Source organism: Kitasatospora sp. NBC_01539 (assembly GCF_045040525.1).
Taxonomy (GTDB): Bacteria; Actinomycetota; Actinomycetes; order Streptomycetales; family Streptomycetaceae; genus Kitasatospora.
Genome location: NZ_CP109390.1, coordinates 1,819,966 through 1,845,101, shown reverse-complemented (window position 1 = coordinate 1,845,101; position 25,136 = coordinate 1,819,966). Strand labels below are relative to the sequence as shown.

The window sequence follows — 25,136 nt, the reverse complement described above, 5'->3', positions numbered from 1 at the left end:
CGCGCACGGCGCTGCGCCCGCTCACCCGCGAGCGGGTGCAGCGCCGTGCGATGCCCTGCGGTGCGGTGGAGCGGCGGAGCGGGCGAGGCGAAGCGGCGGAGCGGGCGCGAGCCGGGAACGCCGAAAGGCCCGGACGTGACGCCCAGGCCCTTTCGGTCACCGTCCCCGGCCGCACCGGGGACGATGTCACGCGCTCTTGCGGCTGTCCCGAGGGTGGACCGCCAGGTTCATCCCGCCGGATCGGAGCACGGCCAGTCGCTCGGCCAGTACCTCCTCCAGCTCCTCACGGGTCCGGCGCTCCATCAGCATGTCCCAATGGGTACGCGTCGGCTTGGTCTTCTTCTCCTCCGGCTCCTCGCCGTCGAGCAGCACGGCCTCCTGGCCGCAGAAGCGGCATTCCCACACCGAGGGGATCTCCGCCTCGACGGAGAAGGGGACCTCGAATCGGTGTCCGTTCTGACATGCGTACTCGACGGTCTGGCGGGGAGCCAGATCGATTCCACGGTCGGTCTCGTAGCTAGTGGCCCCGAGTCGCGTGCCGCGGAGAGCTCGCTCGCTCATGAATCGTGCCTCCCGGGCTTATGGCCCACAGGACTAGTGGTCGCTGTCTTCGTCGTTCGGTCAACGATCGGCCGTCGACGATGATTCCCGTCCGAGGACATGCGTCGCCTGTCGTGCCGCCCATGTTTGTACCCATTGGCGCCCGATTTGTCACATCTGATCGGGGATGTCACCCTCGGTGCCACCCCTGGAGCACACAGCGATCGGCCGAACGCCACATTCCGGTCACCCCGTCCGGGTGCTCACCACGCCGGTCGCGGGCGGACGCCGCCGGGCTCCTTGCTCAGCTGGTCACCGAGCTCGGCGACCAACTGCTCCGCCCGGTCGACGGGGGAGGGCGGGGCGGCGGGCGCGGCAGCCTCCGTCCGGGTGTCGCGGTGCGGCAGCAGGGCGATCACGGCGTCCCGCAGCGGGGCCGGCGCGTCCTCGTCGAGCGGGTCGACCGTGGCCGGCACCTGCAGGCGCACGGGCGCGGCCGTGCCGATCCGGGCGTAGCCGCGTCCGGCCGGGGTGTGGGCGGCGGGCGTGATGTCCAGCGCGGCGCCGAGTGCGGCCCGGCCCAGGTCGGGGCTGGTGGGGCCGAGCACGACCTTCGCCCGGGTCGCGGCGCGCACGGCGGGCCTGAGGCGGTCCAGCGCCTCGACGTCCTCGGCGACGACCACGGTCACCCGGGCGGCCCGGCCGTGGCGCAGCGGCACCTCCAGGAGGTCCTGCGGGTCGGTGCGGCCCTCGGCCTGGGCGAGCTCGCTCAGCTCGGTGGGGTGGTCGAGCAGCAGCCACAGCGGCCGGGTGGTGTCCTCGGGGGCGGCGATGCCGGACTGCCGGGCGGCCGTCAGCAGGGCGAGCCGCCGCTCGGTCTCCTTGGCCGCCCACTCCAGCGCGGCCACCGCACCGTGCAGGCTGGTCTCGACGGTGTGCACGCCGGGCCGGTTCACGAGGCAGGCGTGCTCGCCGGTGCCGGCGCCGTCGATCACCACGAGGTCGCCCAGCTGCAGGGCCTGCAGGGCGATCGAGCGCAGCAGTGTGGAGGTGCCGGAGCCGCCGGAGCCGAGTGCGAGCAGGTGCGGCTCGGCGGAGCGCGGCCCGACCCGCCACACCACGGGCGGCTGCTGGGCGGTGCTGCCCGCCTGGTTGACCGGGATGGTGCGGCTGCTGCCGAGCGCGTCGGTGAAGCCGAGCACGATCTCGCCGGGCGCGGTGACGAAGAGCTGTGCGGCGATGTCGGTGGCCAGCGGGGCGAGGGCGGTGACCCGCAGGCGGTTCGACTCCTCGTCCCAGTCGAAGCGGTACTCGCGGGCGCGGCCGGCCTTGCCCTGGACGACCTGTTCGATCCGGGCCCGGGCGGCCGGCTCGGTGTCGGTGAAGTACGGCGGGTAGGCGATCTCCAGGGCGGTCAGGCGGCCGTCGGCGTCGAACTCCCACCCGGCGAAGGCGGTCTTGTACTGCCCGTCGAAGCTGTAGAGCGGGCTCATGTCGTCCGGCCCGGCGAGGTAGGGCGTCAGGGCCGCGTAGAGTGCGGAGAGCTTGACGTCGGCGACGTCCGGTTCGGGGTCGGCGGCGGCCTTGGGGCGGCGTCCCGCCCAGGCGGCGCTCGCCATCAGGGCGATCAGGGCGAACAGCAGGCCGTGCGGCAGCAGGAAGATCCCGAGTGCGACGGCGGCGGTCAGGAAGAGCGTGGGGCCGCGCCGTTCCCCGGGGGTGGCGGCCCACTGCTTCCTCGCCCAGTCGGCGTGGTGCCGGAGCCCGCGCCCCAGGAGTGTGAGCGGGGCGAACATGTCGGCGGCGTGGTCGCCTGCGGTCCGGGCGAGGTCACGGCCGCGGCTGAGGTGGCGGGTGAGGGACAAGGCGGGCTCCCCGAGCGTGGGACGGCGGTGGAGGGGGGAAGGCCCGGGGCGGTGGGATCCGCGCCCGGGCCGTGGAGGTGCGGGCGGATCAGAAGTTGATGCCTCCGATGAGTCCGGCGAGACTCGCGCCGCCCGCCGTGATGCTGGGGGCGATCGAGGAGCCTGCGACGTAGAAGCCGAACAGCGCGCAGACCAGGGCGTGCGAGACCTTGAGTCCGTCCCGGCGGAAGAAGAGGAAGGCGATGGTGCCGAAGAGGACGATGCCGGAAATGGAGAGGATCACGTGGTCAGCTCCTCGTGGAGGGTGTGCGGGGGGACAGTGTTACGGAAAGCGTCATCATCGTGACAAAAAGTAAAAGACGATGGAATGTGGCAAATGGGTGGACCTGCTCCGGACCGGTACATCGGAGGTATGCGTACCGAGCCTCGGCCGTGCGCTCACAGGCGTCCCCCCACGGCGTGATCGCGTTCGGCGTACACGGCAAATTCGCTCGAACGGATGCGTGACCATCCGGCCCTGGCCTCGTCCGCTACCGTGCGTACGACACACCCGCGCAAGATCGGCACCCGCCGGCGACCCAGGGAGGCAGCTCATGGCCGACGACAGCAGGACGACGCCCGACGCCGAGGTCATCGCCCTCGCGGGCAGGCTCTTCGACGCCGCGCGGGCCGGCGACGCGGGCCTGCTGGCCGCCTACCTGGACGCCGGGGCACCCGCCGACCTCACCAACGACCGCGGCGACACCCTGCTCATGCTCGCCGCGTACCACGGTCACGCCGGGGCGGTGGAGGCCCTGCTGGCGCGCGGCGCCGAGGCCGACCGGGCCAACGACCGGGGCCAGACCCCGCTCGCCGGCGCCGTCTTCAAGGGACACGACGGCGTCTGCGCGGCCCTGCTGGCCGGCGGGGCCGACCCCGCCGCGGGCACCCCCTCGGCGCTCGACACCGCCCGGATGTTCGGCAAGGACGAGCTGGTCGCCCGGTTCGAGGAGCGCTGACCTGCACCCGTACGCTTGGTGACCATGTCGAACATGTCGGGCATCGAGATACGGACCACCGGCTACGGGCACCCCGACGCCGCGAAACTCGCCGCCGAGGTGCAGCAGGAGTACGTCCGCCGCTACGGGGACATCGACCACACGTCGATGCACGAGGACCACTTCGACCCGCCGTACGGCCTCTTCGTGGTCGGCTACCTCGACGGCGGCCCGGTCGCGTGCGGCGGCTGGCGGGTCAAGGAGAGCGACGCGGACGGCCTCCGCGACGGCGACGCCGAACTGAAGCGGATGTACGTCGTCGAGCACGCCCGCGGGCGCGGCCTCGCCCGGGCGGTCCTGCGGCACCTGGAGTCCGCCGCCGTCGGCGCCGGCCGCACCCGGCTCGTCCTGGAGACCGGCACCGAGCAGCCCGAGGCGATCGCCCTCTACACGTCGGAGGGCTACCGGCCGATCACGAAGTTCGGCTACTACAAGGACTCCCCGCAGAACGTCTGCCTGGGCAAGGTGCTCGACGCCTGACGCCGCGGCGGCCCGGCACGGGCGGGTGCCCGGACCCCTCCCCGTGACGTCCGGCGGCCGTCCAGTCGTCCGCGCCCCCGCCGGGCGGGGAACCGACGGCCCTCCGGGCGGAGACCGTACGGTACCCGGCGGCGCCGGGCGCGGCCATCGCGGCGCACGCCCGCCGGGAGACGCCCTTCGTGCCGGCCGGCGCCGCCGGGGTGCCGCGGGACACGGCCTGCGTGCACGGCTGCCTGTTCCGTACGGTCGGGCTGCCGACGCAGGCCCTGCGCGGGCCTGCGGGGCAGTGGCCGGTCACCGGGAAGGGCGCGGTGGAGGCCGCCGGGAAGCTGCCGGGTGCGCCCGAGTGCTTCGCCGGCCGTGCGCACGGACTCTTCCGCGCGGAGCCCGGCACGGCCCGGCCGACGCGGCCCGGCCAGCCGACGAAGCACTCGGGCCCGCGGTCACTTGAACCAGTAGCGGACGCCGCCGTGGTGCGAGCAGGTGCCGGAGAAGCTCGTGGAGTACGAGACCGTGCCGTCCTTGCACTCGGCCATCTCGGAGGACGACACCGGGGTGAGGCCGAGGTCCCAGCCGCAGGAGCCCACCGTGTGGTGCGCGCAGGAGCCCCCGGCCTTCGTCGTGGCCGGGGCCGCGGGCCTGGTGGTGCGGGCCGGGGCGGTCGTCCGGGCCGGTGCGGTGGTGCGGGCGGGTGCGGTGGTGCGGGTCGCGGGGGGTGCGGTCGTGGGCGGCGGCGGCGGGGCCGAGGACGGGGCGGCCGGGGTCGGCGAGGGGGACGCATCGGCGGAGGAGTCCGCCGGCTCCGGCACGGAGGGGGTGGGCGTGGGGCTCGCCGCGGCCGCCGTCGTGGCGGTGCGGGCCGGGGCGGCGCCGGTGGTCGGGGCGGCGTTCGGGTCGCAGGCCGCGGTGAGGAGGGCGAGGGTCAGCAGGGCAGCGGCGGGCAGCAGCCGCCGGCCGGTGTTGGGGGTGGTCACGGCCGGTCAACCTAGGGCACGCGCAGAGTGATACGGGCGGGTAATCGGATATCCGTACCGAACTGCGATCCGGGCGCCGCCCGCAGCCTCCCGTCGAGCCCCGCTGCCGTCGAACGGCGGAGATCCGCTCCCGACCGGAGCGCCGTACGGGCCCGTCCGCGGCCCGACCGGGCATGGTCGGCGGGTGCGCCTCCTCCTTGACCAGCCCCTCCTCGACCGCCCTCTCCTCGACCGCCTCCTCCGCGGCCTGGCCCGCGGCCTGGTCGCGTACGGCTGCAGCGCCGGGTTCGTCCCGCCGGCAGCCCCGGCTCCCGCACCGTCGGCCGGTCCCGGGCCCGGCCACCCCGAGCGGCTGTGCCCGGACGTGCCGCTGACGGCCGTCGAGGCGGCACTGGATCGCCGACTGTCCGGCCGCGCCCGGAGGTTCGGAGCGCGGACGGGGCGGCGGCAGGACGTCGGAGACACGGCATCCGGGCGCCGGGCCGGTCGCCCCGGCGTCCGCACACCGGTGCCACCCGCCACCCGATCGGGGGGAGATGCCTCCGGGTAGCCGTCCGGCAGGGCCTGTGTTCCGAACACCGGTCGACGGGACGTGACATGACGGGCCGTCGCCGAAACGGGGCCGGGCCGGAGGCAACCCGATCGGGTAGCGGATCGGCGGACCACGCCACGCGGGACCGGCCGTTCGGAGATGATCCGTACGTGACAGACGACTGGTGGGCCGGACGGCGCAACGACCTTCTCGCCACCATCTCCGCCGAGCTCCGGTTATGGGGCGAGGACGACCTCGACGACCCCGGCACGAGTGAACTCGCCGGTCTCACCGCGGTGATCGGCGCCGAGGCCGCCGCCGACCACCGCTGTCCCGCCCTCGCCGAGGCGGGCCTGCTGATCACCGCCGCGTCCGCCGAACTCGGCTGCGCGGACCGCTTCCTGGGCGCGTTCCTGCCGCAGGTCGTCCGCCACCTGCGGGCCGCGCACACCCTGCTCCGGCAGGCGCGCGACCGGCTGGCGGACCAGCCCGGCCCGCTGCCCGGCGCCCGGCGGGAGGCGCCCTGCCCGGCGCCGGACTGACGGCCGCCGCAGCACACCGCCGGACCGTCCGGGCGCCGCCCGGGACGCCCCGCGTCAGTCCGTGGGTCGCAGCTGGGGGCGGCCGGCGTCCTGGTCGGCGTCGCCGAGCGAGAGGTGGGAGACGATGCGGTAGCGGTCGCCGCGGTAGAGCGAGTGCACGTACTCGACCGGGCGGCCGGTGCGGTCGGTGGTGAGGCGTTCGACGTGGAGGGCGGGGGAGAGGACGGGCACGGTGAGCAGCCGGGCCTCCTTCTCGCTGACGACGGTCGGCTCCATGGACTGCTCGGCCTCGTGCACCCGCACGTCGTAGGCGTCGCGGAGGAGTTCGTAGAAGTCGCCGCTCTCCATGTCGGTGGACTGCAGCCCGCCGACGAGTGCGGCGGGGACGTGCAGGTACTCGATGGCCATCGGTTCGCCGTCGACGAGGCGCAGCCGGGCGATGTAGACGATCTCGACGGCGGGGGAGATGCGCAGCTTGCGGCCGACCCGGGCGCCGGCCTGCACCACGGAGAACTCCAGGACGCGGCTGGCCCAGATGCCCGCGGCCCGGGGGAGGACGAAGGCGTGGTCGTCGGTGGCGGCGGCGAGTTGCTGGGTGATCTTCGCGGGGGCGACGAACATGCCGCGGCCGTGCTCGCGGACGATCAGGCCGGTGGAGACGAGCTCGTCGACGGCCGAGCGCAACGTCGGCCGGGAGACTTCGAGTTGCTCACAGAGGGTGCGTTCGGAGGGGATCGGGTCGCCGGGCGACCGGGCCTCGACCAGGTCGCGCAGATAGTCGCGGACCCGGGTGCGCTTGTACGCGGGACCGGCGGTCTCCCCAGCCATGTCCACCTCTTCCTGTACTGGTGCCGGCGGAGCTAGCCAGCTGTTGACCAGTCTGCACCAATCTCCCCGTACGAAGCAAAGTGTTTGCGTTACCAGGTGGTTTCGAGCCTTGACGGCCCGACTGGTCTATGCCACCTTCTCTTACCAGTAGCAGGCCAGTCCGCAAGTGGTAAGTTTTCGCTCCCTTCCCCGAGGTGACCCCCTCCGTGAGACCTCCCATGTCCTTCCGCGCCTTCGCCGCCGTCGCCGCCCTCTCGCTCGCCGGGCTCACCGCGTGCAGCTCCTCCGGCGGAACCACCGGCGGCGGCGACGCCGCCGCCCCCGCCGAACTCACCGTCTGGATCATGCGCGACAGCGTGTCCGACGGCTTCCTCAAGCGTTTCGAGGCCGACTTCGAGGCCACCCACGCCGGAACCACCCTGAACATCCAGATCCAGGAGTGGGACGGCATCGGCCAGAAGATCACCAGTGCTCTGGCCAGCAAGGACGCACCCGACGTCATCGAGGTCGGCAACACCCAGGTCGCCCAGTACGCGGCCAGCGGCGGCGTCAAGGACCTCAGCGACAAGGTCACCGACCTCCAGGGCGCCGACTGGATCCCCGGCCTCGCCGAGCCCGGCAAGATCGACGGCAAGCAGTACGGCGTCCCGTGGTACGCCGCCAACCGCGTCGTCATCTACCACAAGGACCTCTTCGCCCAGGCCGGCATCACCGCCCCGCCGAAGACCCGCGACGAGTGGCTCACCGACACCGCCAAGCTCAACACCGGCGGCAACGACGGCATCTACCTCACCGGCCAGACCTGGTACGCCCTCGCGGGCTTCGTCTGGGACGAGGGCGGCGACCTCGCCACCAAGGGCGCCGACGGGAAGTGGGCCGGTGCCCTCGACACCCCGCAGGCACAGGCCGGCATCGACTTCTACAAGAAGCTCCAGGCGCTCGGCAAGGGCCCCAAGGACTCCGACGAGGCCAAGCCGCTGCAGGCCGAGGTCTTCGCCAAGGGCCACAGCGCGCAGGTCATCTCCACCCCCGGCGGCGCCAACGCCATCATCAAGGCCAACCCGGCGCTCAAGGACAAGCTCGGCTTCTTCCCCATCCCCGGCAAGACCGCCGACAAGCCCGGCGCGGTCTTCACCGGCGGCTCCGACCTCGTCATTCCCGAGGCCTCGCAGCACCAGGCCGCGGCCTACGAGGTGGTCAAGGCGCTGGCCGGCGAGAAGTGGCAGAGCGACATGGCCAAGGAGATGAGCTACGTGCCGAACCGCACGTCGCTCGCCGGGGTGCTCGCCGGCAACGACGGCGCGGTGGCCATGGCCGCGGGCGCCGTCAACGGCCACGCCACCCCCAACTCGCCCAACTGGGCGGCGGTCGAGGCCAACAACCCGATCAAGCAGTACATGACCCAGGTGCTCACCGGCGCCGACCCGGCCACCGCCGGCAAGGCCGCCTCCGACGCCATCACCAAGGCCCTCAACAGCACGTCCTGACGGGAGTACCACGCCGTGCCCACCGCCCCCCTGGCCCCGCTGCGCCGGGTCTGGCCGTATCTGCTCGTCGCCCCCACCCTGGTGGGCGCGGCGTACCTCCTGGTCTACCCGCTCGTCCGCAACCTGCTGATGTCGTTCCAGCACTTCCGGCTTGCCGAACTCATCCGTGGCGGTGCGCCGTTCGTCGGCACCGACAACTACGCCGAGGTGCTGTCCGACCCCGAGTTCTGGACCGTCGTGCGCCGCACCCTGGTCTGGACGGCTCTCAACACCGTGCTGATCACCGGGATCGGCACCCTCATAGCCCTCATGCTCGTACGCCTCGGCCGGCGGATGCGGCTCGCGGTGATGAGCGCGCTCGTCCTCGCCTGGGCCACCCCGGTGATCGCCGCGACCACCATCTTCCAGTGGCTGTTCCAGTCCCGCTTCGGGGTGGTCAACTGGCTGCTTGACCAGTTGGGGCTGCACGGGTACCGCGAGTACGCCTGGTTCGCCCACAGCAACGCGACCTTCGCCATCCTCGTGATGCTGATCGTCTGGCAGTCCGTGCCGTTCGCCGCCCTCACGCTCTACGGCGGGCTCACCACCATCCCCGGCGAGCTCTACGAGTCCGCCACCATCGACGGCGCCGGCCCCTGGCAGACGTTCCGGCTCGTCACCTTCCCCACCCTGCGGCCGCTCTTCGCCCTCGTCACCTCGCTGGAGGTGATCTGGACCTTCAAGTGCTTCGCCCAGATCTGGGTGGTCAGCCAGGGCGGCCCGTACGGCGCCACCACCACCCTGCCCGTGTACGCCTTCCAGATCGCCCAGTCGCTGCACAAGTACGACCTCGGGTCGGCGGTCTCCACACTCACCGTGCTGATCCTGCTCGCCGCACTGGTCTTCAACCTGCGCCGCATGTTCCGCCAGGAAGGGGAAGCCCTGTGACCGCACCCGCCGTCCCGGCCGCGCCCGCCGCACCGCCCGCCCCGGCCCCGTGGCCCGCCCGCGAAGCCCGTACCGCCAGGACCTCCGCGACCGCCCGCACCGTGCGTCGCGCCCTGCGCCGGCTGCCGCTCAACCTCGCCGCCCTCGCGGTGCTCGCGGTCTCGGCCTTCCCGGTCTACTGGATGGTCACCACCGCGTTCAAGCCGACCGCCGAGATCCAGGCGGACACCCCGACCTTCCTGCCGCTCCACCCGACGGTCGCGCACTTCCGCACCGCCGTCGACGCCGAGGGCTTCGGCACCTTCTGGCGCAACAGCCTCGCCGTCACCCTCGGGGCCGTGCTGCTCGCCCTCGTGGTGGCGCTCCTCGCCGCGTTCGCCGTCGGCCGGATGCGCTGGCGCGGCCGCCGGGCCTTCATCCTGCTCGTCTTCACCGCCCAGATGGCGCCCTGGGAAGCCCTGCTCATCCCGATGTACGTCATCGCCCGCGACACCGACATGCTCGACAGCCTGAGCATGCTCACCCTCGTCTACTTCATGACGACCCTGCCCTTCACCATCGTCACGCTGCGCGGCTTCCTCGCCTCCATCCCCGCCGAACTGGAGGAGGCCGCACTCGTCGACGGCTGTACCCGGCCGACCGCCTTCCGCCGCGTCACGCTGCCGCTGCTCGCCCCCGGCCTGCTCGCCACCTCGCTCTTCGGCTTCATCACCGCCTGGAACGAGTTCGCCTTCGCCAACACGCTCATCATCAAGAACCAGGACGCCCGCACCCTGCCCGTCTGGCTCTCCTCGTTCGCCAACGTCTTCGGCACCGACTGGGGCGCCACCATGGCCGCCTCCTCGCTCTTCATGCTGCCCGTCCTGCTGGTCTTCCTCGTCCTGCAGAAGAACGTCACCACCGGAATGACCGCCGGCGCCGTCAAGGGCTGACCGCGCCCGAACCCTCCCCGGAGAGAACCGAAACCGTGATCATTCCGACGCCCGTCCATCTCGCCGCCGGCACCGGCCGGCTCACCCTCGACCCCCGCACCACCCTGAGCGCCGACGCCGCCGCCGAGGGCGCCGCCCGCCTGCTGCGCACCCTGCTCGCCCCCGCCACCGGCCTCCCGTTCGTCCCCGCCGTCGAGGGCACCGTCGACCTCGCCGTCGACCCGGCCCTCTCCCCGGACTGCGGCGAGGAGGGCTACCGGCTCACCGTCACCCCCGAGCGGGCCGTCCTGCGGGCGGCCCGGCCCGCAGGGCTCCTCAACGCCGTCCAGACCCTGCGCCAGCTCCTCCCCGCCGAGGCGCTCGCCGACCGTCCGGTCACCGGCACCGCCTGGACGCTGCCCTGCGTCACGATCACCGACCGGCCCCGCTACCCGTGGCGTGGCCTCATGGTCGACACCGCCCGGCACTTCCAGCCGCTCGCGCACCTCCTGCGCACCGTCGACCGGATGGCCCTGCACCGGCTCAACGTCCTGCACCTGCACCTGACGGACGACCAGGGCTGGCGGATGCCCGTCGACGCGTACCCGCTGCTCACCGAGGTCGGGTCCGTGCGGGCCCGGTCGATGATCGGCCACGCCGGCTCCACCCGCTACGACGACACCCCGCACGGCGGCGCGTACACCAAGGACGAGCTGCGCACCCTCGTGCGGTACGCCGCCGACCGCGGCGTCACCGTGATGCCCGAGATCGAGATGCCGGGCCACGCCCGCGCGGCCCTCGCCGCCTACCCGCACCTCGGCAACCGGCCCGAGCAGCGGCTCGACGTCTGGACGGAGTGGGGCGTGTGCCCCACCGTCCTCGGCGTGCACGACGCGGTGCTCGACTTCTGCCGCACCGTGCTGGACGAGGTGATGGAGATCTTCCCGTCCCCGTACGTGCACCTCGGCGGCGACGAGTGCCCCACCGAGGAGTGGGAGAGCGGCCCCGCCGCGCTCGCGCGCACCGCCGAACTCGGCCTGCCCGCACCGAAGGCGCTGCACGGGTGGTTCCTCCGCCAGGTCGGCGCCCACCTGCTCGCCGCCGGGCGCCGCCCGGTCGTCTGGGCGGAGGACAGCACCTCCACCCTGCCGCCCGAGTTCACCGTGATGCCCTGGCGCGACGGCGACCACGGGCTGGCCGCCGCCCGCGCCGGCCACGACGTGGTGATGACCCCGCACCGCTCCACGTACCTCGACTACCCGCAGTCCGACCGTGCCGACGAACCGCTCGGTCAGGCCGGCGCCGTCGTCGACCTGCACACCGTGCACGCCAACGAGCCCGGCCCCGGGCACTGGACGGACGCCGAACGCGCCCACGTGCTCGGCACCCAGGCCCAGTTGTGGAGCGAGTTCGTCGCCACCCCCGACCAGTTCGACTACCTGGCGTTCCCGCGGCTCCTGGCCCTCGCCGACCGCGCCTGGAACCCGGCCAGCGACTGGACCACCGACTTCCTGCCGACCCTGCGCAGCCACGCACCCCGCCTGGCCGCGCTGGGGATCCACCGCACCGTCCTGCTGTAACCCCTGCACCGTGCAGCAGGAGTCCCGTACCGCCCCCACAGGAAAGGGATCCACCGTGTCAGGAAAGCTCCGCATCCCGCGCCGCACCCGCGCCGCGCTGGCCGTCTGCACCGCCGCCGGCCTCGCCGGCGCGGCGCTGGTCACCGCCCCCACCGCGTCCGCGGCCGAGGCACTGAGCGTGCAGTACCGCACCAGCGCCACCGGTGCCACCGCCGACCAGGTCGAGCCGTGGTTCGAGGTGGTCAACACCGGCTCCACCACCGTGCCGCTCTCCGACCTGAAGCTGCGCTACTACTTCAAGTCGGACGGCCCGTCGGTCTCCTACCGCTTCGCCTGCTCGTGGGCGGTCAAGGGCTGCGGCAACATCACCGGCACGTTCGGCACCCTGGCCAACCCCACGGCCACCGCCGACCGCTACCTGGAGATCGGCTTCACCTCCGGCGCCGGCTCGCTCGCCCCCGGTCAGAACACCGGCGACATGCAGCTGCGCTTCTACCGTGCCGACTGGCAGACCCTGACCCAGTCGGACGACTACTCGTTCAGTGGCGCGCAGACCGCGTACGCGAACTGGAACAAGGTCACGCTGCAGCGTGCGGGCGCGCTCGTCTGGGGCACCGCCCCGGCCGGGAACAACCCCACCACGCCGCCCACCACGCCCCCGACCAACCCGCCCACCACGCCGCCGACCGACCCCAACGCCCCGGCGCTGTTCGACGACTTCAGCTACACCAGCAGCACCGAGCCGGCCGTGCAGCAGCACGGCTGGACGGTGAAGTCGGGCCAGGGCGGCCCGGGCGTGCCCGGTGCGACGTGGTCGCCGGCCGACATCACCTTCAGCAACTCGATCATGAACATGCGGCTCACCACCAACGGCACCGCCGCGGGTACCAAGGAGACCGAACTCCAGAGCACCGCACAGAAGTTCAAGTTCGGCACGTACGCGGCCCGGGTGAAGTTCGACGACACCCCGACCGGCGGCCCCGACGGCGACCACGTCAACCAGACGTTCTTCGCCTTCACGCCGCTCAACGCGCCGATGGACCCCAACTACGGCGAGCAGGACTTCGAGTACCTGCCGAACGGCGGCTGGGGCGAGCAGAGCAACATCATGTACGCCACGTCCTGGGAGACCTACAACCCGGACCCGTGGAACGCCGTCAACACCCACACCGAGAGCCGGATCTCCTACGACGGCTGGCACGACCTGCAGATCACCATCGACTCCAACGCCATCACCTACTACATCGACGGCCAGGTCTTCGGCACCCACGGCGAGCCGTACCTGCCCGAGACCGGGCAGTTCATCGACTTCAACCACTGGCTGATCGACCTCAACGGCCAGACCAGCACCACCGCACGGTCGTACGACCAGCAGGTCGACTACGTGTACTTCGTCAAGGACCAGGTGCTCACCCCCGCCCAGGTGGCGGCGAAGGTCACCGGCTACCGCACGGCCGGCACGACGTTCACCGACACCGTCCCCGGTAGCTGACCCCCCGGCGGCGCCGTGCCGCCGGCCGCAGCTCCCCTCGGCCCGCCCGGCCTCCCTGCACCGCCGGGCGGGCCCCGGTGCGTCCGGGGTCGGTGCGTCCGGGCCGGGGTGACGGGTCCGGTGCGGGCCGGGTTCAGTCGGCCCGGTGGTACGCGGAGCCGTCCCGGGTACGGACCAGCAGGCCCGCCTCCACCAGGTAGCGGCGCAGCGCCGGGTGGTCGTCGAACACCGTGCGCAGCACGTCGTTGACCTCCGCCTCGCGGTACGTCCGGCCGGGCTCGAAGAGCGTCCCGGCGAGGTGGGCGAGCAGCTGCTCGCGGCGGGCCGTCCGGCGGGGCACGGCCGTCAGGCGGCCGTGCGAGAAGAGCGCCGCGATCTGCGGGGGAGCGGGGGAGAGGTGGTCGGACATGCCTCCGAGCCTGCCCCGGCCGGCCGCCCGCGGGCAAGGCGTTTTCTCAGGCCACCCAGCCGGCGGTCAGGCCGGTGACCGCGGAGCCGTCGAGGTCGGCGAGCTTGAGGCCGGTGAAGGCGCGGGCCCGCTCCGAGGTCTGCACCCGCAGGGGCGGGCGGTCCGCGCCGAGCACGTCGACGATCACGGCCGCCGCGTCGGCCGCCGACTGCGCCGAGGCGAAGACCTCCGCCGTGCGGGCCAGGTAGGCGCGCAGGGCGGGCCCGTACGGCCCGGACCGCTCGGCCCGTTCCTCCGGACCGTCGCCCGCCCCCGCGGTGCGCGCGAACTCGGTGGCGACGGCGCCGGGCTCGACGACGGTCACGGCCACGCCGAGTCCGGCCGCGACGGGGTGCAGCGACTCCATGAAGCCCTCGACGGCGAACTTCGCCGCGCAGTACGCCTCGTTGAACGGCTGGCCGACGACGCCGCCCACGCTCGTGACCGTGACGAGCCGCCCGCGGGCGGCCCGCAGGTGCGGCATCGCGGCCTCGGTGACGGTCAGCACGCCGAAGAAGTTGACCTCCATGACCTCGCGCACGCGGGAGACGCCGTCGAGCTCCAGGGTGCCGACCCGGCCGGCGCCGGCGTTGTTGACGACGGCGTCGAGCCGTCCGTGGTCGGCGGCGACGGCCGCGACGCACGCCTGCGCCGACGCCGCGTCGGTGACGTCCAGCGGCCGGACCTCGATCCGTCCGGCCACCCCGGCCTCCTCCGCGGCGCGGCGCAGTGCCGTGCCGCGGCCGGTGTCGCGCATCGTCGCGACGACGTGCAGGCCGGCGCGGGCGGTGCCGATCGCGGTCTCCAGGCCGATGCCGCTGGAGGTGCCGGTGATCAGGACGACAGGGAGGTCGGTGGTCATGGGTGTGCCGCTCCGTACGGTCGGCGCGGGCCGGTCCGCCGGGGGCGGCCCGCGGGTTTCGGGGTGCCCCCATCGTCGGTGCCGGAGCGCACTCCAGGGCAAGTCGCCGTGCCGTGCGGGCTGCGGTGCAACCGTTCGGAGGCGCCCGCGGCGGACGGGACGGCCCGGGGGCCTACGGCGTGAGCCGGGCGGCGAGGACGGTGACGTCGTCGCGCTGCCAGTCGATGCCGTGCCGGTCGACGGCGAGGTAGAGGCCGGTGATGGCGCTCGCAGGGTCGCCGGCCGCGGGCTCCCGCAGCACCCGCGCCACCCGGTCGGCGCCGAACTCCTCGCCGCGCGGGCTGCGCGCCTCGGTCAGGCCGTCGGTGGCGAGCACCAGCAGGTCGCCGGCGCCGAGCGGGGTCCGGGCACTGTGCCACGGGCGGTCCGCGGGGTCGACCACCGCGCCGACCAGCGGCCCGGTGCTCCCCAGGTGCTCCACCGTGCCGTCGGCCCGCCGCAGCACCGGCGGCTCGTGGCCGGCGTTGACCCACTCGACCGTGCCCGCGGCCGGGTCGACCACGACGACGGCGAGCGTGACGAACCGCTCGTCCTCCGCCGCCACCGCTCCCCACGCGGACTCCACCGCGACCCGGGGCCCGTGGCCGAGGCGCAGCGCCGAGGAGGCCCTCGCCTTGGCGGCCGCCCCGAGCAGCCCCGCCTGCACGCCGTGTCCGGAGACGTCGCCCTGGACGAGGCCGGTGGCGCCGCCCGGCAGCGGCAGGATGTCCCAGAAGTCGCCGGCGACGAGGCCCTCCGCCGCGACGAGGTGCCCGGCGGCGTCGACCCCGGGGCCGGGGCCGGTGTGCGAGACGAGGAACTCGAAGACGCCGAGCGCCGCCTCGCCGTGCTGCACGAGCGCCTCGCGGTGGCGGCGGGCGTCCCACCGCAGCTCCTTCATCCGGGTGTGGACCTGCTCCACCTCGGCGAAGACCCCGCCGAACCAGCCCGCGTGGGCGTGCGACCCGCCGCCGGCGTCACCGCGCGCCGCCTCCTGCACCCGCCGCTCCAGGGCGGTCAGCGGCGTCACGAACCGCCGGGAGCCCAGCACGAACAGCAGGGCCACCGCGGTCAGCAGGACGGCCGTCAGCAGGGTGACGACCAGCAGCATGCTGCGGTGCTCCGACGACGTGGCCGACTGCAGCGACTGCTGCTCCTCGATCAGCCGTTCGGTCATGTGCCCGGTGGTCGCGAGGAGCCGGTGCGGGTCGCTCGCGTGGACGGCGGCCGCGCTCACCCGGTCCGGTCCGGCGTACGCCGCCGGTGCGCCGGCCGGGTCCAGGCCGCTCAGCCAGGTGGCCAGCTCGTGCTCCAGCCGCGCGAGGTCGAGGTGCAGGCCGGGTACGGAGGTGGCCCGGCCGTTGAGCTCGGCGAACGTCTCGGCGGCGTCGGCGGTGCCGGCGTTCAGCTCGGCGAGGTAGCGCGGGTCGCCGGTCAGCAGGTAGCCGCGCTGCGAGGCGGCCTGCCCGTTGACCAGGGTGCCGAGGTGCCGGGCCGCGGTGGCGGCCGGATCCAGGCGTTCCCGGATCACCCCCACCGTCCGGGCGCTGCTGGCGTGCAGGTCGGCGAAGACGAGGCTGCCCACGGCGGGCGGGACGGCCAGCACGGCTGCGCCGAGCACGATCGCGGCCCGTGGCGAGAGGCCCGCCGAGGGGTTTCCCGACGGGCTGCGGCCGATCCGCATGGCACTGCTCCTGTCCTGACCGGCCGGAGCTGCGTCCCCTGTGCTCCGCCGGTGTGTCGATGCTCCTTCGTCCCTCCGCGTCCCGGCGGGGCCCCTCCCTCCACCATGCGGGGTGTCGTCGCGGCGGTGTAGGGGCCGAAGGTCACCTGTGCCCCGGACACCACCCGTGGCCGCGGGCCGGGCCGGGCGTCGTTCAGCCGGCGGACGCCGGTGCGGGACGGCCGAGGGCCAGGTCGACGACGGCGCGCCAGCCCGCGGCCGGGGCGGCCGCCCGGGTGCCCGGCCGGTGCACCGGGACGAGGACCCGCAGGGCCCCCGGCCGGACGGTGCACGTGACGGGCGTGGGCAGGTGCAGGGCCTCGCCGTCGACGGCCACCGGGATGGTGGGCGCGGCCGAGCCGACGGTGACCTCCGGGGCGGTGAGCACGTGCAGGCCGTCCGCGCGGGTGCCGAGCACGGCGAGCTCGGCGGCCTGGGCGGCGTTGCCGACGCGTACGCCCACGACGCCCAGGGTGCCCAGGTCGAGCCGGGGCCGCCGCCCGCCCGCGCCGGTCGGGCCCGGCAGGGCGTACGGGTTGTTGCTGATCAGCAGCGCCTGCTGCGACTCCAGCCGGGCGGTGCCCGCCGAGGCGTCGAGCGGGTGGCCGGTGTAGCCGAGCAGGAGGTCGGGCAGGGCGGCCAGGATCGTCCCGGTCTTGGCCCCGCGGTACTCCGGGCGCTGCACGATCTGCGCGTAGACGCCGAACGAGACGGTGTTGACGAAGGCCCGGCCGCCGACCGCGCCCAGGTCGACCCGGAGCTCCTCGCCCCCGGCCAGCGCCTTCAGGGCGCGGGAGGGGTCGTCCCGGTCGAGGCCGAGGTCCATGGCGAAGTGGTTCCGGGTGCCGGCCGGGAGGGCGAGGAACAGCAGGCCGTGCTCGGCCGCGACCTCGGCCACCTGCGCGATCGTGCCGTCGCCGCCCGCGACGCCGAGCAGGTCGGCGCCCTCGGCCACCGCCCGGCGGGCGAGTCCGGCGACGTCCGTCTCGACGGTGGTGTCCAGCAGGACCACCCGGGCGCCCAGCGCCTCGGCCCTGGCGACCAGGCCGAAGCGGCCGACCTTGCCGCCGCCGGACTTCGGGTTCATGATCAGCACCGGATGCCGCGGCGGGGTGCACGCCCGTGCGGGCATGCCGGGCGGCGCCTGCACCCGGCGCACGGCGGCCTGCCCGCAGGCGGTCGCCGCCGCCAGGAGGAGCAGCGCCGCCAGCGAGACCGGCCACAGCCCCGCGCGGGCGTAGAGCAGCACGACGGCCACCGGCGCGCCCACCGCGAGCACCCCGCCGGCCACGCGGACGGCGCCGCGGTGCGCGAGCGCCCACCAGGCCCCGGCCCCGGCGAGGGCCAGCGCCGCCAGGCCGAGGACCGCGATCAGCAGGCCGGCCGCACCGGACTCCACGGCCAGCACCACCACGGCGGCGGCCGCGCAGAGCAGGGCCAGCCGGGCGAGCCGCCGGGCTGAGGCCGGTGCAGGGACGGGTGCCGGCGCAGGGACGGGTGCCGGTGCACGGGAGGGGGACGGTGCCATCGCGCTCCTTCGCTCCACCCGATGATGACCCCTCGCGCGGCTCCCGCGCGTGTCCACCACGCGGGCGACACGCCGCGGCACCCCGCACCGGTCCGGTGCGGGGTGCCGCGGCGGGCCTGCCGGCGCCGGTCAGGAGTCCGCCGGGACGTGACCGCGCATGCCGAGCTGCGCGCACAGGGCGGCGACCAGGCCGACCACGCCGCACAGCAGCCAGATGCCGTTGTGGAACGCGCCCCAGGCGAGCACTCCCAGGGTCGGGCCGAGGGCCATCCCGAGACCGAAGGTGGCCTGGTGCGCGGCGACGTACCGGGCCCGGACCGGGGCCGGGTGGGTGGACGGGTGGGCGAACATCGTCGGGCCGCTGACCATGACCCCGGACACGAAGACGGCGGTGCAGAGGACGAGCACCACGCCGGAGCCCGCCTCCAGCCCGTACCCGGCCGCGCCGAGCGCCATCAGCGCGGTGCCGACCGCACCGGCCAGGTACGGCTTCCAGTGCCGCACGTAGCTGGTGATCTTCAGCTCGCAGGTGATGAGGATCAGGGAGGAGGCGGTGAGCACCATGCTGTACAGGCCGGTGGAGTGGCCGTCGGCGGTGATCTTCAGCGGCAGGGCCACGGTGCACTGCACGTAGATCACCGAACCCAGCAGCACCGACGCCAGGAAGAGCAGGTACTTGTGGTCCCGGGCGAGCACCGCGTACGCGGAGCCCCGGGACGGTGCGGGCCGGGCGTCGGCCTCCTCGACGGCGCCGTCGGCCGTGGCGGCTGCCGCGGGCGGCTCGGCGGGCAGGCGGGGCAGCAGGGCGAACGCCAGTGCGGCGTAAGCGATCGCGGTCGCCGCGTCCAGCCAGAACAGCAGGTCCCAGTCGACGAGGATCAGCCCGGCGGCGATCAGCGGGCTGATCGCCGCACCGATGTTGAGCGCGATCCGCAGCATGGAGAACGCCATCACCCGGAACTCCTGCGGCATCAGCTCGCTCAGCATGAGTGCCGCCGCCGGGCGGTACGCCTGGGTGGCCAGGCCCGCGGCGGCGACCGCGGCCAGCAGCAGCCCGAACCTCCCGGGCCCGCTCAGGAAGGGGATGAGGCCGAGGATGGCCGCGGAGGCCGCCATCGCCCCGCCGATGGTGGTCCGCGGGCCCAGCCGGTGCGTCAGCTCGCCACCGAGCAGCGTGCCGAGCACCGCGCCCGCGCTGTACGCCGTGAGGGCCAGGCCGGCCCGCCCGAACGACATGCCGCGCGCCGTCAGGTACAGCACCAGGAAGGTCTGGACGAAGGCGCCCATCTGGTTCACCAGCACGCCGCCCAGCAGGTACCGGACCGGCGCGGGCGTCGCCCGGAGCGCCGCGAGGACGCCGGGCGGGCGGGCCTCCGGCTCGGTCTTCGTCGCAGTCGTCACGCTCACTGTTCTGCCCTCGTCTCCTCGGATCCCGTATGCGGCCTCGCCTCTGACGGAGCGGCGCGGAGTGCCACCGGGCACCCCGCGCCGCCGTCCGTCCCATTGCAGCCCGCCGGCCGATTGATCGACACCGTCGGGCGGAACCGCCGATCAATCAGTCCGCGAACGTGCCGTTGAGGGTGCCGAAGTCCAGCGCGCCCTCCAGCGGGCCGTAGCCGCCCCCGGTGAGGAGTTCGACGGCGGCCCGGTGCACTGCGGAGTACGCGGCCTGGGTGACGGCCGTGCCCACGCTGACCCGGCGCACGCCGGCCGCGGCGAGCGCGGCGACGCCGGGCGCGCCCGGCCCCGCCATCGCGTTGACCGGCAGCGGCGACCGCCCGGTCAGCTCGGTGAGGGTGTCGAGGTCGAGCAGGCCGGGCACGAACAGCGAGTCGGCGCCCGCCTCGGCGTACACCTTCGCCCGGGCCAGCACGTCGTCCAGCCGGCCCTCGGGCGCACCGATCCCGAACAGGAACACGTCGGTCCGCACGTTGACCACCAGCTCCGGCAGGCCCGCACGGCCCGCGGCCTCGCGGGCGGCCCGCAGCCTGGCCGCCTGCTCCTCCGGGCCGAACAGCCCGCCACCGGGGGCCCCGGAGTCCTCCAGGTTCACCCCGACCGCGCCCGCGGCCACGACCGCCTCCACGGTCGCCGCGACGTCCTCCGGCGCGGGGCCGTACCCGCCCTCGACGTCGGCGGTCACCGGCACGTCGACGGCGGCGGCGATCCGCCGCACCTGCTCGACCATCTCGTCCCGGGTCAGCCGCTCCCCGTCGGGGCGGCCGAGCGACCAGGAGACACCGCCGCTGGTCGTGGCGACGGCCCTGGCACCGGCCCGGGCGATCAGCACGGCGCTGCCCGCGTCCCACGCGTTGGGGAGGACGAGCACCCCGTCGGCGTGCAGGGCGCGGAGGGTGTCCGCCTTGGCCTTCTGGTTCTGCATTGCGTCAGCTCTCTCTTCTCGGTGTCGTGTCCGCGCGGGGCCCGCGCCGACCCGGGGCGGGCCGCGTCCTGCGGACGATGGCATGCACAACGGCCCGGCACGGCGTCACGTATCTGTCGGTTCGGTCATTCCGATGGGAGCTCGGCGGTCACCACCTTGATGGCGTCCAATGCCTCCTCGGCGACCGCCATCGCCGCACCGGAGGTCGCACCGCGGGCCGTCACCGAGCCGACCCTGTCCCAGGAACTGCGGAACTCGCCCACGGTGTCGCCGGGCCCGTAGCCGACCGAGGCGTGCAGGACGCCCGGCAGCGCCTCGGCGTCCTCCACCCCCTCGACGCGGATCACCACACCGGGGTCGGTCCGCAGGAAGCGCACCGCCGCGCCGCCCTCCGCCCGCTGCGGCAGCGGCGGAGGCTGCTCGCCCCGCATCACCGTGTAGTAGTGCGTCGCCAGGTCGACCGGGTAGGCCTCCTCGATCAGCATCGGGATGCCGTCGCCGGGGAAGCGCCCGGCGCACTCGACCAGGTAGGGCAGGCCGTCGCTGACGATCCACTCGCAGTGCACGATGCCGCTGCCGAACCCGACCGCCCGCAGTACGGCGGCGGTGCCGTCGGTCAGCAGACCGCCCAGCTCCTCGGACACCTCGGCCGGGACGAGGTGCCCGAGCTCGATCGGCCGGGGACCGGGGAACAGCACCTTGGCGGTGATGTTGGTGAACAGCGGGACGCCGTCGCGGACGAGCATCTCGACGCTGTACTCGTCGCCCCGCACGTACCGTTCGACCAGCATCCGCAGCTGGATGTCGCGGTCCGGCACGAGGTAGCCCTCGTCCTGGGCCACGCACTCCGCCCAGGCCAGGTCGGTCCCGGCCGGGTCGTGCAGCACCTTCGTGCCCACCGAGGCCTGCCGGTTGGCGGGCTTGAGCACGACGCCGCCGGGGTGCTCGGCCATGAACGCCCGGACCTCCGCCGGGCCGTCGACCGCACGGGACTCCGGGTTGCGGACGCCGGCGGCGGCGGTGACCCTGCGCAGCAGGGCCTTGTCGCGCAGGATCCGGGCGGCCCCGGCACCCGCGCCCGGCACGCCGTACCGCTCGGCGAGGCGCGCCGCGAACGGTGTCGCGTACTCGAGCAGCGGGACGACCGAGAGCGGGTCGAGGTCGGGGTGGGTGTTGAAGAACTCGTCGGCCGAGCCGTCGAGCTGGTACTCCCAGGCGATGAGCTCGCGCAGCAGCGGGGCGCCCTCCAGGGCGTCCGCGAGGTGACGCTTGCGGATCACGTCGGGCTCGTCGACGAGGATCACCGAACCGGGCTCGAAGTGCGGCACCGAGCGCAGCACGTTCACGTACCCGACGATGATCAGTGGTCGTTGCGTCATGTCGTCACTCCGGTCGCGGGGGTGTCACGGGCGGTCGGCGGGCGCCGGACGCAGTTCGAGCGTGCAGCACTTGGCGCTGCCGCCGGCCTTCAGCAGCTCCGAGAGGTCGACGCCGACCGGTTCGAAGCCGCGCTCGCGCAGCTCGGCGGCCAGGCCGGTGGCGGCCTCCGGGAGCACGACGTGCAGGCCGTCCGAGACGGCGTTGAGGCCGAAGACCGCGGCGTCCCGGTCGTCGGCGAGGATCGCGTCGGGGAACAGGCCGAGCAGTACGTTCCGGCTCTCCGGCGTGAACGCCGCCGGGTAGTACATGATCTCGTCGTCGTCGAGCACGGCGAGCGCGGTGTCGAGGTGGTAGTAGCGGGGATCGACCAGGTCGAGGCGGATCACCGGCCGGTCGAACAGCTCCTCGGCCTCGGCGTGCGCGCGCGGGTCGGAGCGGAAGCCGGTGCCGGCCAGGATCGCCCGGCGGGTGGTCAGGTAGTCGCCCTCGCCCTCGTTGGGCCAGGTGGCCTGGACGGCGGAGTCGAAGCCGTTCGCGCGGAACCAGTCGAGGTAGTGCGCGGATTCGCCGTCCCGCTGCGGGTGGCGGAACCGGGCGACGAGCGCCCTGCCGTCGATCACGGTGGCGCCGTTGGCGGCGAAGACCATGTCGGGCAGGCCGGGGCCGGGCGTGATGACGTCGACCCGGTGGCCGAACGAGACCAGCAGGTCGTGCAGCACCTCCCACTGGGCCAGCGCGAGGGCGGTGGACGTCGGCTTGGCCGGGTCCATCCAGGGGTTGATGGAGTACCGCACGTCGTAGTGCGCGGGCGCGCACATCAGGTAGTGGCGGAGCCGGACCCGGCGCCGGGCTGCGACGGGGACGACCGGGGCGAGGAGGTCGGTCACGGGGTTTCTCCCTCTTCGGTGTGGTCTGGCTTCGGGGTGGTCGGGCTTCGGTGTGGCGGACGGGACGGGTCAGCCGGTGATGCCGAGGCTCAGCGCGAACTGGGGCCTGCCGCCGAGGAGATGGGCGCCGGCGGACTGCAGGATGCGGTCCTGGGCGACGATGTGCTGGCACATGGTGGTGGTGTCGCGCAGCCAGCGGTCCAGCGGCGACGGGCGGTAGACGGAGGCGGTCTGCATCAGGTCGTACAGGCGGGTGACGATCGAGCGGGCGGTGCGGAAGGCGTGCAGGCGCGACAGCGGCAGGGCGGCCCGCTCGTCCGGGGTCAGGTCGGCGAGGGTGCCGCCGGCGGCGAGCACCTCCCACTGGCGCTGCAGCGCCCCGTAGACCGCGGCGCGGGTGGCGTTGAAGTCCGCCTCGCACGCGGCGACGGTGGTCTGGGCGCGCCAGTCGTCGGTCCACCGGCCGCCCTCGGCGATGGCCGTGCGGACGTGGTCGAGGGCCGCGCGGGCCACGCCGAGCGGCACGCCCGGCATGTTGCGCATGTGCACCTCGGGCTGCGCGAGCGGCCCGGCGGCGCCGTGCACGGTGTCGAAGGTGAGCGCGTGCTCCTCGGGGACGAACACGTCGGTGATCCGGTAGTCGCAACTTCCGCTGCCGGCCAGGCCGGTGGTGTGCCAGGTGTCGAGGATCTCCACCTCGCTGCGGGGCACCATCAGCAACCGGGAGTCCTGCGGGCCCTCGGCGGGCTCCGGCAGACCGTCGGCGAAGATGAACGCGCCGGAGATGACCCAGTCGCTGTGGGTGATGCCGCTGCCGAACTGCCAGTGCCCGGTGAGCCGGTAGCCGCCGGGGACGCGGTCGGCCCGGCCGGACGGGAAGAGCAGCCCCGCCGTGATCATGTCGAGGTGAGGGAACATCTCCTTGGCGGCGGTCTCGTCCAGGAACGAGGCGTACAGCCCGGTGTCCATGCCGATCATCGCGCACCAGCCGGCCGAGGTGTCCCCGTACGCCAGGGCCTCGACCACGGCGGTCTGCTCCATCGAGGTGAGCTCGGGACCGCCCCAACTGCGGCCGAAGCCCATCCGGAACACCCCGGTGGCGCGCAGGAGTTCGACCACGTCGGCGGGCAGCCGGCGCGCGCGTTCGATCTCCTCGGAGCGCTCGCGCAGCGCGGGGGCGAGCGCCCTGGCCCGGGCGAGGATCCCGGCTCCGTCCGGCGTACTGGTCATGTCGCTGTCCCTCTCTAGGGTTCGGGCGTACGGGGCGGCCGGTCGGGTCCGGTCAGGTCGGGCAAGGTCAGGCAGGGTCGGGCCGGGCCGGGTCAGAGGGCCTGCGGGAAGTCGAAGAAGCGGTCCGGGTCGTAGCGCTGCTTGATCTCGCGCAGCCGCCGGAGGTTGGGGCCGTGGTAGGCCGGGCCCCAGTCCTCCAGGTCCGGGTCGGCGAAGTTGAGGTAGGCGCCGTCTCCGGCGAAGTCGCCCATGGAGTCGTGGAGTCCGGTCAGCCAGTCGAGGTTCGCGCGGATCGTCGAGGGGCTGTCGCCGACACCCCAGGACGTGTCCATGGAGACCAGGAAGAGCACGTCCCGGTGCGGGAAGGCCGTCGCGGTGGCGGGCACGCGGTTCATCGCCCCGCCCCAGGTGAACAGCGCCACGCCGGCACCGTCCGGGTTGCTGCTGCCGGGCCACTTGTCGAGGGCCGTGAGGAACGCGGTGACCGCCTCGGCGCCGAGCGGTTCGGCGACCGTCCTGGTGCGGACCGCGAACGGGTCGCCGGAGGTGTTGTGGTGCAGGTAGTCCTTGGCCTCCCAGTACGTGCGGTCCTCGATGTCCGCCCGGTACGGGACGGCGACGGCCAGGGCGGGGGCCAGCATCCGGCGCAGTTCGTCGGCCGGCCCGAGGTGCTGGCCGATCACCGAGACGACGGTGGGCCCGTCGGTGGTCCGGTTGACGCCGATCCGGGCGGAGAAGGCGTCCGGGGCGTCGCGCATGACCTCCTGCATCCGGGCGAGCACCGGGGCGGCGTCCTCGCCGTGCCACAGCAGCAGGCAGGTGGAGCTCGGCCGGGTCGGGCGGGTGCGGAAGGTGAAGGAGGTGTTGACGCCGAAGACACCGCCGCCGCCGCCCCGGCAGGCCCAGAACAGGTCGGCGTTGCGCTCCTCGTCGCAGGTGAGCACGGTGCCGTCGGCGAGTACGATCTCGGTCTCCACCAGGGAGTCGCAGGTCACGCCGAAGGCGCGGGAGACGGCCGCGACGCCGCCGCCGAGCGTCAGCCCGGCCACCGACACGTCGTCGGAGTTGCCCAGCGGGATCGCCAGGTCGTGTTCCTGGAGCACGGCGTACAGCGCGTTCATCCGGGTGCCGCCGCCGGCGGTGACCAGCCCGGTGGCGGGGTCGACCGTGATCGTGTCGAGCGCCCGCAGGTCCAGGACCAGGCCGGTGGTGACGGAGGTCCCGGCGTAGCCGTGCCCGCCGCCGCGGGCGACCAGCGGCACGCCGTGGGTACGGGCCCAGCCGATCGCGGCGACGACGTCCGCGGTGTCGGCGGCGGAGACGACGAGGGCCGGGGTGGTGGTGGCGAAGCGCTTGTTGAAGGGGGCGCTGGCCTCGGCGAAGCCGTCCTCGCCGGGACGGCGGACGCGGCCGCGGACACGGCTCTCCAGGTCGGCGGTCTGCCGGTCGGTCGGTGACATC

24 protein-coding genes are annotated in these 25,136 nt (G+C 74.1%); 9 read left to right on the top strand and 15 right to left on the bottom strand.

Annotated elements, in window-relative coordinates; all coding sequences use genetic code 11:
* Positions 1 to 186 precede the first annotated feature (186 nt).
* The 3 genes from OG335_RS07810 to OG335_RS07800 all read right to left on the bottom strand — a co-directional run bounded on the left by OG335_RS07810 (position 187) and on the right by OG335_RS07800 (position 2,688).
* The gene (locus OG335_RS07810) at positions 187 to 561 is read right to left on the bottom strand and encodes an RNA polymerase-binding protein RbpA (RefSeq protein ID WP_030276069.1); all 375 of its coding nucleotides are present in this window, start codon (positions 559 to 561) and stop codon (positions 187 to 189) included.
* A gap of 242 nt (positions 562 to 803) precedes the next feature.
* Complete coding sequence (locus tag OG335_RS07805) at positions 804 to 2,405, bottom strand: FtsK/SpoIIIE domain-containing protein (protein ID WP_405010293.1); 1,602 nt, start codon at positions 2,403 to 2,405, stop codon at positions 804 to 806.
* Between the two features lie 88 nt (positions 2,406 to 2,493).
* Positions 2,494 to 2,688, bottom strand: a complete 195-nt coding sequence (locus OG335_RS07800) for a hypothetical protein (protein WP_405010292.1) — start codon at positions 2,686 to 2,688, stop codon at positions 2,494 to 2,496.
* Positions 2,689 to 2,998: 310 nt separating this feature from the next.
* Here OG335_RS07800 and OG335_RS07795 point away from each other — a divergent pair, with 310 nt between their 5' ends.
* Together OG335_RS07795 and OG335_RS07790 are read left to right on the top strand one after the other, a co-directional pair.
* A complete protein-coding gene (locus OG335_RS07795) occupies positions 2,999 to 3,403 on the top strand; it encodes an ankyrin repeat domain-containing protein (RefSeq protein ID WP_405010291.1) in 405 nt (134 codons plus the stop codon).
* Between the two features lie 33 nt (positions 3,404 to 3,436).
* Positions 3,437 to 3,922: a GNAT family N-acetyltransferase gene (locus OG335_RS07790; RefSeq protein ID WP_405015331.1), complete on the top strand. Its 486-nt coding sequence runs from the start codon at positions 3,437 to 3,439 to the stop codon at positions 3,920 to 3,922.
* Between the two features lie 443 nt (positions 3,923 to 4,365).
* Here OG335_RS07790 and OG335_RS07785 read toward each other — a convergent pair whose 3' ends face one another.
* Positions 4,366 to 4,896 (bottom strand): DUF3761 domain-containing protein, encoded by a 531-nt coding sequence (locus tag OG335_RS07785; RefSeq protein ID WP_405010290.1) that lies wholly within the window; start codon positions 4,894 to 4,896, stop codon positions 4,366 to 4,368.
* A gap of 184 nt (positions 4,897 to 5,080) precedes the next feature.
* Here OG335_RS07785 and OG335_RS07780 point away from each other — a divergent pair, with 184 nt between their 5' ends.
* Positions 5,081 to 5,446 (top strand): DUF6059 family protein, encoded by a 366-nt coding sequence (locus OG335_RS07780; RefSeq protein ID WP_405010289.1) that lies wholly within the window; start codon positions 5,081 to 5,083, stop codon positions 5,444 to 5,446.
* A gap of 152 nt (positions 5,447 to 5,598) precedes the next feature.
* Positions 5,599 to 5,970 carry a hypothetical protein gene (locus tag OG335_RS07775; protein WP_405010288.1) on the top strand — a complete coding sequence of 124 codons (372 nt, stop codon included), beginning with the start codon at positions 5,599 to 5,601 and terminating at the stop codon, positions 5,968 to 5,970.
* A gap of 54 nt (positions 5,971 to 6,024) precedes the next feature.
* On the opposite strand, the gene OG335_RS07770 is transcribed toward OG335_RS07775, so the two are convergent.
* Complete coding sequence (locus OG335_RS07770; protein ID WP_405010287.1) at positions 6,025 to 6,798, bottom strand: GntR family transcriptional regulator; 774 nt, start codon at positions 6,796 to 6,798, stop codon at positions 6,025 to 6,027.
* A gap of 218 nt (positions 6,799 to 7,016) precedes the next feature.
* Here OG335_RS07770 and OG335_RS07765 point away from each other — a divergent pair, with 218 nt between their 5' ends.
* From OG335_RS07765 to OG335_RS07745, 5 genes are read left to right on the top strand one after another with little or no spacing between them, the layout of a single operon-like run.
* Positions 7,017 to 8,285 (top strand): extracellular solute-binding protein, encoded by a 1,269-nt coding sequence (locus OG335_RS07765; RefSeq protein ID WP_405015330.1) that lies wholly within the window; start codon positions 7,017 to 7,019, stop codon positions 8,283 to 8,285.
* 15 nt (positions 8,286 to 8,300) lie between these two features.
* Positions 8,301 to 9,212, top strand: coding sequence for a carbohydrate ABC transporter permease (locus OG335_RS07760; protein ID WP_405010286.1), 912 nt, complete (start codon positions 8,301 to 8,303; stop codon positions 9,210 to 9,212).
* Positions 9,209 to 10,144 (top strand): carbohydrate ABC transporter permease, encoded by a 936-nt coding sequence (locus OG335_RS07755; protein WP_405010285.1) that lies wholly within the window; start codon positions 9,209 to 9,211, stop codon positions 10,142 to 10,144. The genes OG335_RS07760 and OG335_RS07755 overlap by 4 nt, the downstream gene beginning before the upstream one ends.
* 35 nt (positions 10,145 to 10,179) lie before the next feature.
* A complete protein-coding gene (locus OG335_RS07750) occupies positions 10,180 to 11,703 on the top strand; it encodes a beta-N-acetylhexosaminidase (protein WP_405010284.1) in 1,524 nt (507 codons plus the stop codon).
* A gap of 55 nt (positions 11,704 to 11,758) precedes the next feature.
* Positions 11,759 to 13,195: a cellulose binding domain-containing protein gene (locus tag OG335_RS07745; RefSeq protein WP_405010283.1), complete on the top strand. Its 1,437-nt coding sequence runs from the start codon at positions 11,759 to 11,761 to the stop codon at positions 13,193 to 13,195.
* A gap of 133 nt (positions 13,196 to 13,328) precedes the next feature.
* Here OG335_RS07745 and OG335_RS07740 read toward each other — a convergent pair whose 3' ends face one another.
* The 10 genes from OG335_RS07740 to OG335_RS07695 form a co-directional block, all read right to left on the bottom strand.
* The gene (locus OG335_RS07740; RefSeq protein WP_405010282.1) at positions 13,329 to 13,604 is read right to left on the bottom strand and encodes a DUF2087 domain-containing protein; all 276 of its coding nucleotides are present in this window, start codon (positions 13,602 to 13,604) and stop codon (positions 13,329 to 13,331) included.
* 46 nt (positions 13,605 to 13,650) lie between these two features.
* Entirely contained in the window at positions 13,651 to 14,505 is an 855-nt protein-coding gene (locus OG335_RS07735; RefSeq protein ID WP_405010281.1) for an SDR family NAD(P)-dependent oxidoreductase, read from the bottom strand.
* 172 nt (positions 14,506 to 14,677) lie between these two features.
* Positions 14,678 to 16,228, bottom strand: coding sequence for a PP2C family protein-serine/threonine phosphatase (locus OG335_RS07730; RefSeq protein ID WP_405010280.1), 1,551 nt, complete (start codon positions 16,226 to 16,228; stop codon positions 14,678 to 14,680).
* A 193-nt stretch (positions 16,229 to 16,421) separates the two neighbouring features.
* Positions 16,422 to 17,795, bottom strand: a complete 1,374-nt coding sequence (locus tag OG335_RS07725) for a diacylglycerol/lipid kinase family protein (protein WP_405010279.1) — start codon at positions 17,793 to 17,795, stop codon at positions 16,422 to 16,424.
* Between the two features lie 129 nt (positions 17,796 to 17,924).
* Positions 17,925 to 19,196, bottom strand: coding sequence for an MFS transporter (locus tag OG335_RS07720; protein ID WP_405010278.1), 1,272 nt, complete (start codon positions 19,194 to 19,196; stop codon positions 17,925 to 17,927).
* A gap of 154 nt (positions 19,197 to 19,350) precedes the next feature.
* A complete protein-coding gene (locus tag OG335_RS07715; RefSeq protein ID WP_405010277.1) occupies positions 19,351 to 20,178 on the bottom strand; it encodes an isocitrate lyase/phosphoenolpyruvate mutase family protein in 828 nt (275 codons plus the stop codon).
* Between the two features lie 125 nt (positions 20,179 to 20,303).
* Positions 20,304 to 21,557: an ATP-grasp domain-containing protein gene (locus tag OG335_RS07710; protein WP_405010276.1), complete on the bottom strand. Its 1,254-nt coding sequence runs from the start codon at positions 21,555 to 21,557 to the stop codon at positions 20,304 to 20,306.
* A 24-nt stretch (positions 21,558 to 21,581) separates the two neighbouring features.
* The gene (gene ddaH / locus OG335_RS07705; protein ID WP_405010275.1) at positions 21,582 to 22,445 is read right to left on the bottom strand and encodes a dimethylargininase; all 864 of its coding nucleotides are present in this window, start codon (positions 22,443 to 22,445) and stop codon (positions 21,582 to 21,584) included.
* A 69-nt stretch (positions 22,446 to 22,514) separates the two neighbouring features.
* Positions 22,515 to 23,675 carry an acyl-CoA dehydrogenase family protein gene (locus OG335_RS07700; RefSeq protein WP_405010274.1) on the bottom strand — a complete coding sequence of 387 codons (1,161 nt, stop codon included), beginning with the start codon at positions 23,673 to 23,675 and terminating at the stop codon, positions 22,515 to 22,517.
* 92 nt (positions 23,676 to 23,767) lie between these two features.
* Positions 23,768 to 25,135, bottom strand: a complete 1,368-nt coding sequence (locus OG335_RS07695; RefSeq protein ID WP_405010273.1) for an FAD-binding oxidoreductase — start codon at positions 25,133 to 25,135, stop codon at positions 23,768 to 23,770.
* Position 25,136: the final 1 nt, after the last annotated feature.

Excerpts from the sequence above, each read along its gene's own strand:
- OG335_RS07810 (WP_030276069.1), bottom strand. The coding sequence starts at position 561 with ATGAGCGAGCGAGCTCTCCGCGGCACGCGACTCGGGGCCACTAGCTAC.
- OG335_RS07795 (WP_405010291.1), top strand. The coding sequence starts at position 2,999 with ATGGCCGACGACAGCAGGACGACGCCCGACGCCGAGGTCATCGCCCTC.
- OG335_RS07790 (WP_405015331.1), top strand. The coding sequence starts at position 3,437 with ATGTCGGGCATCGAGATACGGACCACCGGCTACGGGCACCCCGACGCC.
- OG335_RS07770 (WP_405010287.1), bottom strand. The coding sequence starts at position 6,798 with ATGGCTGGGGAGACCGCCGGTCCCGCGTACAAGCGCACCCGGGTCCGC.
- OG335_RS07765 (WP_405015330.1), top strand. The coding sequence starts at position 7,017 with ATGTCCTTCCGCGCCTTCGCCGCCGTCGCCGCCCTCTCGCTCGCCGGG.
- OG335_RS07740 (WP_405010282.1), bottom strand. The coding sequence starts at position 13,604 with ATGTCCGACCACCTCTCCCCCGCTCCCCCGCAGATCGCGGCGCTCTTC.
- OG335_RS07735 (WP_405010281.1), bottom strand. The coding sequence starts at position 14,505 with ATGACCACCGACCTCCCTGTCGTCCTGATCACCGGCACCTCCAGCGGC.
- OG335_RS07730 (WP_405010280.1), bottom strand. The coding sequence starts at position 16,228 with ATGCGGATCGGCCGCAGCCCGTCGGGAAACCCCTCGGCGGGCCTCTCG.
- OG335_RS07725 (WP_405010279.1), bottom strand. The coding sequence starts at position 17,795 with ATGGCACCGTCCCCCTCCCGTGCACCGGCACCCGTCCCTGCGCCGGCA.
- OG335_RS07715 (WP_405010277.1), bottom strand. The coding sequence starts at position 20,178 with ATGCAGAACCAGAAGGCCAAGGCGGACACCCTCCGCGCCCTGCACGCC.
- OG335_RS07710 (WP_405010276.1), bottom strand. The coding sequence starts at position 21,557 with ATGACGCAACGACCACTGATCATCGTCGGGTACGTGAACGTGCTGCGC.
- OG335_RS07700 (WP_405010274.1), bottom strand. The coding sequence starts at position 23,675 with ATGACCAGTACGCCGGACGGAGCCGGGATCCTCGCCCGGGCCAGGGCG.
- OG335_RS07695 (WP_405010273.1), bottom strand. The coding sequence starts at position 25,135 with ATGTCACCGACCGACCGGCAGACCGCCGACCTGGAGAGCCGTGTCCGC.